The sequence below is a fragment of the Alteromonas sp. K632G genome (assembly GCF_017653625.1).
GTDB classification, from domain to species: domain Bacteria; phylum Pseudomonadota; class Gammaproteobacteria; order Enterobacterales; family Alteromonadaceae; genus Alteromonas; species Alteromonas naphthalenivorans.
This window is the reverse complement of the sequence record NZ_JAGGDM010000006.1, coordinates 21,031-35,270: the sequence shown is the minus strand read 5'-3', so window position 1 is coordinate 35,270 and position 14,240 is coordinate 21,031. Positions and strand designations below refer to the sequence as shown.

The following is a 14,240-nucleotide window of genomic DNA, read 5'->3' as shown; positions in this document are numbered from 1 at the left end:
CTTTTCTACCCTGCCACTTGTACAGCAGCGTCTTTGGTTTTTTTACCTAGCTGCGCTACATCTTCGTAAATTAACAGCAATGCAGGAATTAATACTAATGTAATAGCCGTGGCAAACAAAATACCATACCCCAAGGACGCAGCGGCAGGTATTAAGAATTGTGCCTGCATGGAGGTTTCACCCAATATGGGGTACAAACCTAAAAAGGTAGTAATGGAAGTAAGCAATACGGCACGAAGACGACTTGAACAGGCTTCAATAACCGCCTCTTGCACACGCATACCCGCTTCTTTCAATGCGTTATAGCGAGACACCAACAACAGGCTGTCGTTAACTACTACCCCGCTCAACGCCAATATTCCGTTAAGAGAGAGTATGCTAAGCATTAGCCCGTTGCTCCAATGTCCTAATACCGCACCTACAATGCCAAACGGAATAGCGGTCATAATAATAAGCGGCTGAACGTAAGATTTAAGCGGAATGGCGAGCAAGGCGTAAATAGAAATTAACGCTAATATAAATACGCTCTCCATTGAGCTTTGGGTTTCTTCTTGCTGCTCGGCTTCCCCCGCAAAATGCAGTGACAAGTCTTGATACTGACGAGATATAGTAGGCACGAAACTTTCGTTTAAGTAGTTCACCAGTTCAGTGGCGGTTATTACGTCACTGTCTACTGAGGCGCTAACAGTAAGCGCACGAAGCCCGTCAATACGCACCACCTGCTTTTGCTGAACATCAGGTGTCATAGTGGCGATAACACTTAATGGCACTACCGTACCGTTATCTAAACGTACTCGCGTATTCATCACATCAGACGGGTCCATTCTGTCTTCTTCAGGGTAACGTACGCGCACTTTCACTTCGTTTTTATTGCGCAAGTAACGCTGCACTATTTCGCCCCCAAACGCTTTTAACAGCTGTTGCGATAAGCTTTGGGTGTCCATGCCCATAGCACGACCTTCAGGCGTTAACTCAAAGCGCATCATGGCTTCACCGGGCGTTAAAGAACTTTCCACACCAAATACGCCATCTATGTTTTCCAATGCGTCTTGAAAGGCGGTGTTAGCCGCTGTTAAGGTGGCGTCGTCTATACTTTTTAGCTCTACTCTGAAGGCATCAACCATTTCACGTCGCGCTTGAATCTTAAGCTTTTTCACCGCCTCTAAGTTGCCACTTAGTGCTGTCCAGCGTGCGGCTAGTTCATCCAAGGTATAAGGCTTATCTTCAGACAGCGAAATGGTAATTGTGCCACTTTGATCGCCACTAGCTGTCACTTGCAGGCTCTTCATGCCACTCGCACTCACACCCTTTTCTTCTACCAGCTGCTTGTCGGCTTCAAGTGCAGCGTTTTCTAAGCGTAATAAGTTACGTTCGGTTTGACCAAAGCTGGCATCACTGTAAAGCGACATATTGGCCGACACGGTATCGCCTTGCATACTTGGGAAAAACCCTACCCGTACTACGCCGGTCAACGGCAAACTCATAACTACAATAAACAAGGTAATGAACAACAGCACCGCCGCATAGCGATAAGCAATCGTGGCACTTAATGCTGGTTGATAGAGCTTTTCGTTAAACCAATTTAGCCCATTGTCGGCACCGTCTTGCACTTTACCCCACAAACCAGCAATGCCTTTTTTCGTAGTTTTCTTGGTGGGTAGATGCGCCAAATGAGAAGGCAGTATTAATTTAGATTCCACTACCGACAATAAAAGGCAAAGGGTAACAATGGTACCGAACTGAGAATACAAGGTGCCAAGGCCGCCAGATACGTTCGACAAGGCAAAGAAAGTGGCCACCGTAGTAAGCACACCAAAAATAGTAGGGACGGCGACTTTTCGGGTACCTTCTATGGTATTTGCTAAAGTATCGCCGTAACGCCGCCTAGTGGAATAAACACTTTCGCCCACCACTACGGCATCATCTACCACAATCCCCAGCGCCATAATAAAACCAAAGGTGGTCATTTCGTTAAGGGTCATGCCGGTGTAAGAATCGGTCATGAAATACAAAGTACCGAAGAAAATAAACGGTAGTCCTGCGGCCACCCAAAAGGCGACTCGTAAGTTTAAAAATACCGCGAGGGTAATAAATACCAATACAATACCCATTAGTGCGTTATTGGTAAGTAAGTCTAAGCGCTCTGTGATAAGCGTACTTCTGTCATACCAGGTTTCAAGCTGTACACCTTCGGGGAGTAACCCGCGCTCGTGCCAGCTATCAACGACAGCATGAGCTTGTGCCACCATATCGGTAACATCGCCGTATTTATCCATTAATACTTGCAAGCCATAACCGTTTTGGCCGTTATATCTGGCTAATGAGTAGCTATCGTCGGCAAACGTGTCGGTTACTTCTGCAACATCATCTACGGTTAACACCGCACCATCAGCGCTAGTCACTAAAGGTATCTTGGCAAAATCACCGGCGTAATAAGCTTGTTCAGAGGCTTTTAAACGAATAACTTTCTCTTGGTTCCGCAAGCTAGTGGTGAGTGACGTAGACGACTCTTGGTTAATACGTGAGGCCACATCTGACAAGGTTAAGCCGTAGGCTTGTAGTTTCGCCTCATCAATTTCTATCGACATCATAGGGTCAATAAAGCTGGCTGCGCTCACATCGCGAATATCATCTTGCGCCAGCAAGTCTCGCTCTAATTGCTCACCTAAATACTGCAATTCAGCATGACTGGCATCGCCATACAGCTGCACCCAGATAACGTGCTCGTCGCGGGTAGCTTTGTCAATAATGGCGTTTTCAGCATCAGAAGGTAAATTGGAAATACTGTCGACTTCGGTTTTAATGTCGTTAAACATCACATCTAAATCGTAGTCGGTTTCTTTTTCGACCTGAACATTCGCGCCATTGGCGTTAGAGGTAGAAGTGATGCGCTTAATTCCTGGCACGGTTTCAAGCGCATTTTCTATTTTAATCGCGATGCCTTCTTCGGCTTGCTCAGCATCACCACTTTCATATGTCATGGAGATACTAACAAACCTAGGCTCCATACTAGGAAAGGCTTCCTTTCTAATATCGCCGTAGGACACCATGCCTAGCACGATAAGACCAACCATTAGAAGGTTGGAGGCCACCGAATTTTGCGCAAACCACGCAATAATGCCCTTGTGACTATTCATTGCCATTGCCCTCAACTACAGGCTTCACCAGAGTGTTTACAAGATAGTTATTAAGCGGGCGCGCTACAATAAGCGCTTGGTTAGCACCCGCCATAGGCGTGATATAAGCAAAACCTTCGTACTCAAAAAGCACGGTAGGGGTAAACTTGTTGAGCAAGTTAGTGTCGGGCGCGACAAACCATACTTCTTGTTTTTGCGATATGGCCGAGGACGGCACTTTCCATACATTATCAAGGTCACGGCCTTCAATTTCAGCCACTAGAAACGTACCGAAATACAAAGGGCTCGCTAACGATAATGGCCTTTCCACAACGGCAACAGCTCTGCGCTGACGGGTATCTTCGTCTTGGTGTAACTCTATACGCTCAATACTTGCCAGCCACTGATGTTCGCCAGTGGTATCGGTTAGTTGTACTTTCCAATCTGGCTTTTCACCTACCTGTGCTTGGGGCAACTGTGCCCATTGGCTAGGCGAGAGTGGGATAGAAATTTCTGCCACATCAGCGGAATACAAACCGGCCACTTCGGTGCCCACTTGTACATAACTTCCAGGCTGAATGCTGCGGCTAACCACTAAGGCATTAAATGGGGCGCTGATGTTAGCAAAAGCTAAATCGCGCTTTGCCGCCGCGACATTCTGCTCGGCTTCTCGCAATGCTGCTTGCGCTGATTTAAGTTGAGGTGCGCGAAGCACTAAGGCCGACTCTGGCTCACCGGTCAACCCTGAGCGTGTCCATTCGTCTTGTGCTTGCAACCCTTGAAGGCGTTCTTCTTCAAGAGCGACGAAAGCAGTTTCATAAGTTGCTTCGGCAGCGGCTAGTGCTTGGCGATAATCAGTATTATCTACATACGCCATCACCTCACCTTTATTTAACAAAGCGCCGGTTTCAAAGCGTGGCGACAATTCAGTAATTTGCCCACTCACTTGCGCTGATAACGTAAGCATGTGAGTAGCACTGGCTTGCCCGTACCCTTTTACTTTTGCATTGTAGGTAGTTGGGTAAACCTCTACCACGCCCACTTCGGCAACATCTGCTGAGCTACTGCCAGCCGTTTGATTATTGGCTGCACTTTTCGCCCCGTTTTGATTTTGGCTTTGATCAGGCTTTTGACCTGACTTTTGACTAGACATATCGCGATGCGGGCGCTCACCAGGCTGACGGCCTTCACCTTGTTCATCTGTCGGCGCAAGCACGGTTTGTTCTACACCACGTTGTGCTTCTACTTGAGTAATCGCTTTTTCAGCATTCGCATTTCTAGGCGCACTAATCTCTTGATTTCCTTTACCTGCCCGGCCTTCTTTTCCTCCTTTGGGGCCAGGGCCCATACCCGGACCTCCTGAGCCACCTAATTGGCTCATGGTATAAAGAATGGCAATAACAATAGTCATTGCGGCACCAAGGGTTACGATAATTTTTTTCTTGTTCATTGTGACACTCCAAGGCCTAGCGCAAGGCCCAAGTCGATACGATTACTTAACTGAGAATATTGAAGCTCGACGCGCTGCGCCTGCAAATTAAAGGTGGTGTCGTAAACTGACAGTAAATCTAAAATGTCTACCAAGCCTTGACGGTATTGCCCCGAAAAAGTTTCGGCGCTATTTAATGCATTACGGTAAGCAATGTCGGTGTAATACTGACGCTGAGTAAACGCTTTTTCGTTATCTAACGCGTTTTGCACTTCTTGTACTGCGTTAAGTAATGTTTCCCGATATTGCCACCAACTGTTTAACGTATTTAACTTGGCATCATCGATTTGCGCGCGAAGAGCGCCGCCTTGAAACAAGGGGGCGGTTACCTGCCCAAGAAGATTCCACAGAGGGTTAGAAAACAGCGATTGAGAAGGTGTGACACCGTTGTCAGTTAGTCCCGCCGACAGATTGATACTAGGTAGGAGTGCTTTGTATGCGACTTTCACATTGGCTTCATCGGCTTTAATAGCATAGTAAGCCGCTTGTAAATCGGGGCGTCTAGCTAGGTCTTGCTCTGGCAAGGCAAGCATTGGTTCAAGCACTTCTGGAAATTTCGTTACTGCGGGAAAGTCAGATAAAGATTGGTCTTGGCGACCTAGCAACACCGCTAGCGTTCGCTTGGCAGCACTAATCGTATTTTCATACAATGCGATAGAGGCTCGGGTATTTGCGCTACTGGTTTTCGCGTTGTCTAAATCATCAAGAGATCCAAGCCCAGTACGGTAGCGCTTAAGGATAATACTTTCACTATTTTCGTAAACGCCCAACCGTTCCTGCTCAATAGCAAGCAATTGTTTCTGCGTGATAATGTCTAAGTAATTACGGATAACACTGGCAACAAGTGCATCGCGAGAAGATTGATACGCTGAGCGGGCGCTAGCAGCATCAAAACTAGCGGCAGTTACACTGTCGCTAATTTTTTGCCATAGATCCACTTCCCAGCTAACGGTTAAGCCGCTAGTGTAATTTGCATCACTATTTTCCGTTTTAGCGCCTGAAAAGCTGGCATCTACATTAAGGTTATCTGCCGCATCAGCCGACTTAATCGCCACCTGCGCTTTCCTCAACGTAATAAGCGTTTGCTGCAAGCTTGCATTGTTTTCAAGCGCTTCATCAATATAGGCTTGCAGCCCTTCTACCGACACTAAGTCGGTTAATGCAGTGGCCGCAACAGCATCTTCTGATTGCACTTGCCACGTAACACTTTCTCCTGTCATTGCAGATGCCGACTCGCTAAGCGAAGCCTCGTCATGACTGGCACACGCGGTTAACCCCGTCAGTACAAGTGCCACAAATGGCATAAATGAAATTTTACCTAACCCGATCATTGTAATTCGATTATTGCCTACCATGCATACAGGGTGTCACAGCGGGGGTTAAGGCGGGGTTAACGACCAAAATTTTGTTTGAAGTTTTTTATCGCGCTCAAATAAGCGAGTCACTAATGCACTATGAAATAAAAAAAGCCAGTCACAAGGACTGGCTTTACATGGTTACCGATTACTACAAGGAAAATTACCTTGTGCTATTACTCATCGTCTTCCACTAACGTCATGAGAGATGTATTACCACCGGATGCCGTAGTATCGATACTAATGGTTTTTTCAGTCATTAAACGCTGAATCAACTTATCGTTATATTCAGCGGTGATCACTGGCAAAATAGCCCCTTCACGCGATGACAGCATTGCGGTAATACGCGCCGTACGTTCAGTGCTTGAATCCACAACTACGCCCGCTAAGTCTTCATCCATCAATAAGGCATCGAAGTGACCTAAACGCGCTACTTGGAATACCCCTTTCGGCGCACCCGTAGATTCAAACTTATTTTGAATCTCAATAGCTTCTTCGTAGAAGATTTCAGATACCACCGATACCACCGTGTTACCTGTAGCAAGTGCGGTAACGATAGACAGCATCCAGTACTCAAACGATACGTCTTTATCGGCGAAACATACCAGGGTGCCTCTGGGTTCAAGGTAAAGTTTGTTAGATTCGCCTGTAGGACCAGGAAGCTCGGTAGGTTTCGCTAACTTACGCTCAACACTGGTTAACTGCTGGCGGGCAGTGGCCAACGTGCGGTTTAAATCATCGGCTAGGTCGTCAACAATGTCGACCTTGGCAATTTTGGCCAGTAACTGACGTACCATAGAGATACGATCATTTAAGGCCATATGTCGCCACTGGGCTTCAACTTCCTTAGCTTGATCCATCACAACATGGGCACGTTCGGCAATTTTATCGTCACCGACTAGCGCGTTATCTGTACCATCAACATCATCAATCAATGTTGGTTTCGGTGTAGCACGTTCCATCATTAAACGTGGCAAGTAGTTAGGCCCACCCGCTTTTGGACCCGTACCTGATAACCCACGTCCACCGAAGGGTTGTACGCCAACAATAGCGCCAATCATGTTGCGGTTAATATAGACATTACCTGCACGGCTCTTAGCAGCAAGCTCGTATGCACGCTCTTCAATGCGCGAGTGAATACCCATGGTTAGGCCGTAACCCGTACCATTAATTTGCTCTAAAACATTGTCTAGCTCTTTCGATTTAAAGCGCACTAGATGCACCACTGGGCCAAATACTTCTTTTTCCAGCACATCCAAGTTATCAATCTGATAAAGCGTAGGTGGGAAGAAAGTACCGTTTTCAGTGCCTTCAGGCAGATCGTTTCGATAAAGCAGTTTTCCTTTTCCTTCCATAAAGTCTACATGGTCGGTTAGGCTCTTAAGTGCTTTTTCGTCGATAACTGGGCCAACGTCAGTGGCCAGCATGGTCGGATCGCCAATGGTTAACTCTTTCATGGCACCGATTAACATACTGATAAGATCATCAGCAATTTCTTCTTGCACGAATAATACGCGAAGGGCTGAACAGCGTTGTCCCGCACTTTGGAAACCAGAATGAATAACATCATCAACTACCTGCTCTGGTAGCGCGGTTGAATCCACAATCATGCAGTTTTGCCCGCCAGTTTCAGCAATGAGCGGTACTTGCTCACCACCACGATTAGCAAGTTCTTGTGAGATTAGCGTGCCCGTTTGGGTAGAACCGGTAAACATCACCGCTTTAATGCGTTCATCAGAAAGCAGGGTTTCACCTACTTCTTTACCTGGGGCAATAATGAGTTTTAACGCGTCTTCAGGCAGGCCTACCGATTGCATAATATCCACAGCGCGTTTCGCCACCATACTGGTTTGTTCAGCTGGTTTGGCAATAACCGTATTACCGGTAACTAATGCTGCGGATACCTGACCTAAAAATATTGCCAGAGGGAAGTTCCACGGGCTAATACACAGCACCACACCACGAGGAAGCAAGCGCTTGTCTTCAGCCAATTCTTGGGCACGGGCCGCGTAGTAACGACAAAAATCCACCGCTTCACGTACTTCATCAATGCTGTCTTGCGCGACTTTACCTGCTTCACGCATACAAATAGCAATAAGTTCTGCCATGTGGCGCTCTAGGGCATCAGCGGAGCGATTAAGAATTTCAGCACGTTCTGAAGTGTCACGCTTAGACCAAGCGTCGAAGCCTGCATCTGCGTCGTCTAACGCTTTTCGCATATCATCAGGTTGTGCGTAATAATGGTAACCCACCACATCGTCGTGGTTCATTGGGTTTCTTACCGCTGTTGCGCCCTCAGGAACACCATCGGTTACACTGTAAAACTCTTGCCAACGCTCTAGTTCGTGTTGAAGCGCGGTAACCGCGTTCACGTCGGTTAAATCTAGTCCGCGAGAGTTATCACGTTCAGGTGCGTATAAACCACGTGGTGTTTTAATTAGTTTGTTGAAACGCACTTTAAGGCGCTGGGTTTTTTCCACCGGATCTTCAAGTAATGATTCAACCGGCTTTTCATCATCAACAATGGCGTTTACGAACGACGAGTTTGCGCCATTTTCTAATAAGCGACGCACTAGATAAGCTAATAAGTCTTCATGTTCACCCACAGGCGCATAAACACGGCACTGAATTTTTTCTTCGGTTACTACCGTATCGTAAAGGGTATCGCCCATGCCGTGTAAGCACTGGAACTCAAACCCTTCTTTATCGTCGCCAGCCAGTTCAATAATCACTGATGCAGAGTAGGCATTGTGAGTAGCAAATTGCGGGTACAAAGTATCGCGGTATTCTAATAATCGGTTTGCACAAGCATGGTAAGACACATCGGTAGATGACTTACGGGTAAACACAGGAAACTCTTCTAAGCCCGCTTGTTGGGTAAGCTTAATTTCCGTATCCCAGTAAGCGCCTTTTACCAATCGCACCATTAACGAACGGCCGACTTCTAACGAAAGCGCGCGTAAATGTTCAATTACATGAATAGCACGTTTTTGATAGGCTTGAACCGCTAAACCAAAGCCAGTCCATCCGTTTAAATCTTCATCACGGAATACCGCTTCAATGATATCGAGGGAAAGCTCTAAACGGTCAGCTTCTTCAGCGTCAACCGTTAAGCCAATATCGTACTCTTTAGCCAACATACACAAGGCTTTTAAGCGCGGCGGAATATCACGCATTGCGCGCTCTCTGTGTAAGAACTCAAAGCGTGGATGTATTGCCGACAACTTAACTGAAATACCTGGTGAGCGCTTAGGTCCACGGCCGTTAGCCGCTTTACCAATCACTTCAATAGCTTTAACGTAAGAATCATAATAACGGTCTGCATCTTCCATAGTGCGAGCGCCTTCGCCCAGCATGTCGTAGGAATATACATAGCCTTTGGTTTCTTTTTCCTTAGCACGCTCTACCGCATCTTTGATGGTTTCGCCCATCACAAACTGACGACCCATTACCCGCATGGCAATATTCATTGCGCGGCGGATAACCGGCTCACCTAAGCGACCCAAGGTTTTCTTCAACAGTCCAAACTGTTCTTTCTTGCGCTTGTCAGCATAATTGACCATGTTGCCAGTAAACAATAAGCCCCATGCTGAAGCGTTCACGAACAAAGAATCTGAATTGCCAAGGTGTGGTGTCCACTGCCCTTTAGATAATTTGTCGCGGATGAGTTCATCTTGCGTATCGCCATCAGGCACACGCAACAAGGCTTCAGCCAAACACATCAATACCACACCTTCTGAGGTGGATAGTGAATACTCATTTAACAACGCATCTACGCCACCATGGCCTTCTTGGTTTCGACGAATTTGCAGTACCATTTTACGGGCGCGTTCCCACGCACGACTTCTCGCACGAGGGTTTACCTCAGCAATGGGTAAAATTTGATCTACAGCCACAGATTCACTAATTCGATAGTAGTCTCGAATGCGCTGGCGTAGGGGAGATGTAGTATGAAGTGTGTCGTTAATGAGCATTGCAACCCTTTATTCGAATAGCTGTAGAAAATGGTTCCGGTAACGTAAAACTAGCATAACGTTACATGGAAAAAATGAATTAACAAGTAAAGCTAAGCTTTGCTTGAAGCGCCCCACCTAAAGTGGGCCGCGCTTGCGTCAATAGGTATTTAAACTTCGATCTTCTCAATGAAGATCACGATATCGCCGAAATTGCGCGGATACTAGCATAAATGCGTCTTTCGCCAAGCCCTCGCTGTCAACTTTTTGCGCCACTGTGATAGAGCGTCTAAGAACGCAGGTGAATAACATTTCACAGGGATTCAACTCACGGGTGGCACTCCACACCATGTTAAATAAATGTTTAAAAATATCTATTCAAGGCCAACAACTTCAATATAAGGTCTACACTAGATAATATAAAAACTGGAGGTTCCTGCTGATGTGGTTACGCAATTTTAGTTTAATTCAAAGGCTCAGTATCATTGTCGCGCTGACGGCGCTGTTGTTTTTGGTGCTAACCGGTGCGGTATTAAACCAGCACTACAAGGCGCTCAAAGAAAAGTCGTATAAAGAAAATCAACACCTGGTAGAAGTTGTTCATACCTTGCTTGCAAGCTTTGAATCCTTGGAAGGAGTAGATGAAGACGCCGCTAAACAACAGGCGCTGACCGCAGTTAGCCGCCTTAGATACGATGAGAGCAACTATTTTTGGATTCAAGATGCTACCCCTGCCATGGTCATGCACCCCATCAAACCATCGCTGAACGGGCAAGATTTACGAAGCTTTAAAGATGGAAACGGTAAAGCGTTTTTTGTGGAAATGGCCCAACTGGTTAAGTCTTCAGGCAGTGGCTTTGTTGATTATGTTTGGCCACTACCAGGTGAGGAAACGCCGGTAGACAAAATTTCGTATGTTAAAGAGTTCAAACCATGGGGTTGGACTGTAGGTTCAGGTATTTACTTATCCACTCTTGAAGCAGAGTACGCCAACTTACGCAATTTGCTTATCGTTATTTGTATTATTAGCGTGTTATTGGTGGTAGCGCTTATCTTCTATATTGGCGGCAGTATTGTTAAACCTGTCCATGAAGTCACTGAAAGAATGAAAGATATTGCCATGGGAGAGGGCGATTTAACACGGTCACTTCCAGAATCAGGCCACGATGAAATAACGCGCCTTGCTCGCTACTTCAATGAATACACCAATAAAATGCGGCAATCCTTGTTAGGTATACGTGAAAATATCACCGCCCTAACGCAGCAAGCCGTTCTGGTTGAAACCGTTAGCCAAGATAGCAATGACCAAGCGCAAAGCCAAAATGAAAATATGATGCAAGTTGCCGTGGCCATGGAACAAATGACCACCCAAATTCAGCAAGTGAGCCAAAATGCAGATACTGCTGAAACGAGTACTAGCGGCGCACGCGCCAATGTAGAACAAGGCACCAGCGTAGTAGAAAGTACCGTGAGTGATATTCGTTCTTTGACGTCGAACATTGAGAGCGTGAGCCATGTGGTGAGCGAGCTTGCCGAACAAACTAACAGTATTGGCGCTGTACTAGACGTTATTCGCGGCATTGCCGATCAAACTAACTTACTTGCACTGAATGCTGCTATTGAGGCCGCTCGCGCTGGGGAACAAGGCCGAGGGTTTGCCGTGGTGGCCGATGAAGTTCGTACGCTAGCCAGTCGTACAGGCCAAAGTACCGATGAAATTCAAGCGATGATTGAAAAGCTACAGAGCAATGCAAAAGCTGCTGTAGACGCCGTGCAAGTCAGTCAGAGTGCTTCAGCAAATACGGTGGACAATGCCAACAAAGCAAACGATAGCTTAAAAGAAGCCGACCGGCTTATGAATGAGATTTCAGGTATGAGTAGCCAAATAGCTCGTGCGACAGAACAACAGGCAGAGGCCGCCAATGAAGCCAATATTCGCATCAATGCCTTATCAGGTGCAGCTGATAACAGTCTAAAAACGGCGGAAAAATTAGCGAGTGCCAGTCAGGCACTAAAAGCTAGCTGTATGGCGATAAAAGAAATTGCCAGCAAATTTAAACTTTAGTGAACCAAATTAGTCGTAAAAAGGAAGGTATTCACAGGTTTATACTACTTCCTGCGTATGGAAGTATTTAAAGCGGTGCTTTAGACTGGTTATCTACATCGTTAGATAACCAGCTAAACGTCGTTTACAAGGAGTGATATATGAGCAGTGATAGTAAAGGGATCCCAATCAAGTATTGGGTATTGGGCTTTTTTGTTTTACTTATCTTAGTGTATGTTCTATTTGCTAATACCATTATTAAAGCCGTACTAGAATCGAAATTAGGCGAGTCTTATGGCGCAGAAGTCAACATTGCCGAATTTGATCACTCTTTATATCCTACCACTGTTACTCTTAAAGGCATTGGCTTAACCAACGCAACAAAGCCTTCTCACAATCAAGTGCTAGTTGGCGAAGCAAATGCTGACGTTGCCCTAATGCCGCTGCTTTCCAATCAAGTTGTGGTAAACAACCTGAACTTACTTGATGTGCAATTTGACCAAGTCCGTGAGCACGAAGGTGAAGTTTACCGGGTGCCTGAAAGCTCACTGTCCTACGATGAAATTAAAGCAAAAGCCAAAGAAGCAGTGCCTTCTGTAGACGAACTGCTTGCCCGTAATCCATTAAAAACGACCGCCGCTGTTGCCGAGGCAAAAGAAGCCTACGCCACCTATTCTGAAGGCTTGAAGCAAGAATATGAAAACTTGCCTGATAAAGAACGCATCGACTATTACAAAACCCAGGTTGCTGCGCTTAAAGAAACGAATTACAAAGATCCACAAGCCCTCATTCAAGCTAAGTCGTCGTTAGATAAGCTAAAAGAAGAAATGAGTGCAGATCGTGCGCTTATTAGCAGCTTTACCGAAAAAGCGTCGAATGCTAAGAGTGCGTTGAGCAACTCGGTAAAGGCCTTAAAAGAAGCGCCTAGTGAAGATTATGCATTACTTAAAGGCGTGATTGCGGGCGATGAAGCGGCACTATCTCAAGTGACTTACTTTGTATTTGGCGACAAAGCTGCTGAATACTCAGAGTACCTAATGTCGGCCATGCAAATTGTGATGCCCCTACTCCAAGGCGGTGATACACCCGAAGAACCTGCTGCCGATATGCCTTCTATTTTGGTGAAGCAAGCTAATGTGTCTGTGCTTTGGCAAAACGAGTCGATAAGTAGCTCATGGCAGAACATTACCAACACCCACAGTGTGTTTGGAGACCCAACGACCTTTACCATTGAAGCAGCTGGCGACATGCTTAAGCAATTTACCTCAAGTGGTGAATTCTGGATTGATGAAAGTGGCGTAGATGCGAGCCAAGTATGGGAGTTAGCTGGGGTAAATATGTCAAATATTCCAGTAAGCGGTAATGAAACCCTTAACGCCGTGATGAAAACTGCACTCATGGCAACCACAGGCTCAATGGAAGTGGTTGATAACCAGCTAAGCGGCAACGGTAAGGTTAACTTGCAAGAGTTAGTGATGGAAGCCACAGGTACAAGCGACGTGACAAGCGCGATTGCCTCGGCACTTCAATCGTTAAGTAGTTTATCGATGACCATGCTACTTGATGGCACTTTAGCTAACCCTGGGTTTAATATTAAGTCAGATTTAGACAATAAACTGGCCCAAGCTGCGATTTCTCAGCTCACCGCGTCTCAGCAAGATAAGCTTGATGAACTTAATACCAAGCTAAATGCGATGGTTGCCAGTGAACAAGATGCCCTATCAGGTGAATTAGTCGATATTAATTCAATGCTAAGTGCGGCACAGGGCGACAGCGGGGCCTTACAAGAACTACTTCAAAGCCAATTGAGCAGTGTGGTTGAAGAACAAAAGAATAAATTGTTCGACAAACTCAAAGGGAAATTAGGGCAAGGTGAATAAAGCACCTTTGATTCCTAAGCCCTTCGCGGCATAATAGGTCATAACGTAGAGGGCAGTTTACTGCCCTTTTTAAATTTTCCTCCGCTTACCGGTTTTTAGGTGATTTTGTGTGGCAAGATAAATGGCTTTCTATTGTACTCATCACCCTATTAGGGTTGTTGCAGTATCGGCTATGGTTTGGGAAAAACAGTATTCCTGACTATCTTAGTCGAGAGCAGGAAGTAAAAGCTCAAGCCCAACAAAACGCAAACCTTGCGCAGCGAAATGCCTTGCTAAACGCAGATATCACCGACCTTAAAGTAGGTTTAGAAGCCATTGAAGAGCGTGCTCGCAATGAATTAGGTCTGATTAAGCAAGGGGAAACTTTTTACCGGATTTTACCGCCAGAAACTAAGTGAGTAAC

7 protein-coding genes are annotated in these 14,240 nt (G+C 46.0%); 3 read left to right on the top strand and 4 right to left on the bottom strand.

Going from position 1 to position 14,240, the window contains the following annotated elements:
* Positions 1–5: 5 nt before the first annotated feature.
* From J5X92_RS07440 to putA, 4 genes are all read right to left on the bottom strand, one after another.
* Complete coding sequence (locus J5X92_RS07440) at positions 6–3,137, bottom strand: efflux RND transporter permease subunit (RefSeq protein WP_208805248.1); 3,132 nt, start codon at positions 3,135–3,137, stop codon at positions 6–8.
* The gene (locus tag J5X92_RS07435; RefSeq protein WP_126873162.1) at positions 3,130–4,566 is read right to left on the bottom strand and encodes an efflux RND transporter periplasmic adaptor subunit; all 1,437 of its coding nucleotides are present in this window, start codon (positions 4,564–4,566) and stop codon (positions 3,130–3,132) included. The genes J5X92_RS07440 and J5X92_RS07435 overlap by 8 nt, the downstream gene beginning before the upstream one ends.
* The gene (locus J5X92_RS07430) at positions 4,563–5,909 is read right to left on the bottom strand and encodes a TolC family protein (RefSeq protein ID WP_244360423.1); all 1,347 of its coding nucleotides are present in this window, start codon (positions 5,907–5,909) and stop codon (positions 4,563–4,565) included. Before J5X92_RS07430 ends, J5X92_RS07435 begins: the two co-directional genes overlap by 4 nt.
* Positions 5,910–6,136: 227 nt before the next feature.
* Positions 6,137–9,934, bottom strand: coding sequence for a bifunctional proline dehydrogenase/L-glutamate gamma-semialdehyde dehydrogenase PutA (gene putA / locus J5X92_RS07425; RefSeq protein WP_126873160.1), 3,798 nt, complete (start codon positions 9,932–9,934; stop codon positions 6,137–6,139).
* Between the two features lie 421 nt (positions 9,935–10,355).
* On the opposite strand from putA, the gene J5X92_RS07420 reads away from it, so the two are divergent.
* The 3 genes from J5X92_RS07420 (at position 10,356) to ftsB (ending at position 14,235) form a co-directional block, all read left to right on the top strand.
* Positions 10,356–11,978, top strand: coding sequence for a methyl-accepting chemotaxis protein (locus tag J5X92_RS07420; RefSeq protein ID WP_126873159.1), 1,623 nt, complete (start codon positions 10,356–10,358; stop codon positions 11,976–11,978).
* Positions 11,979–12,118: 140 nt separating this feature from the next.
* Positions 12,119–13,837 (top strand): TIGR03545 family protein, encoded by a 1,719-nt coding sequence (locus tag J5X92_RS07415; RefSeq protein ID WP_208805247.1) that lies wholly within the window; start codon positions 12,119–12,121, stop codon positions 13,835–13,837.
* 107 nt (positions 13,838–13,944) lie between these two features.
* Positions 13,945–14,235, top strand: coding sequence for a cell division protein FtsB (ftsB, locus tag J5X92_RS07410; RefSeq protein ID WP_208805246.1), 291 nt, complete (start codon positions 13,945–13,947; stop codon positions 14,233–14,235).
* The last annotated feature ends 5 nt before the right edge of the window (positions 14,236–14,240 follow it).

Coding starts and splice junctions, on each gene's coding strand:
- J5X92_RS07430 (WP_244360423.1), bottom strand. CDS start 5,909: ATGCCATTTGTGGCACTTGTACTGACGGGGTTAACCGCGTGTGCCAGT.
- J5X92_RS07435 (WP_126873162.1), bottom strand. CDS start 4,566: ATGAACAAGAAAAAAATTATCGTAACCCTTGGTGCCGCAATGACTATT.
- putA (WP_126873160.1), bottom strand. CDS start 9,934: ATGCTCATTAACGACACACTTCATACTACATCTCCCCTACGCCAGCGC.
- J5X92_RS07415 (WP_208805247.1), top strand. CDS start 12,119: ATGAGCAGTGATAGTAAAGGGATCCCAATCAAGTATTGGGTATTGGGC.
- J5X92_RS07420 (WP_126873159.1), top strand. CDS start 10,356: ATGTGGTTACGCAATTTTAGTTTAATTCAAAGGCTCAGTATCATTGTC.
- J5X92_RS07440 (WP_208805248.1), bottom strand. CDS start 3,137: ATGAATAGTCACAAGGGCATTATTGCGTGGTTTGCGCAAAATTCGGTG.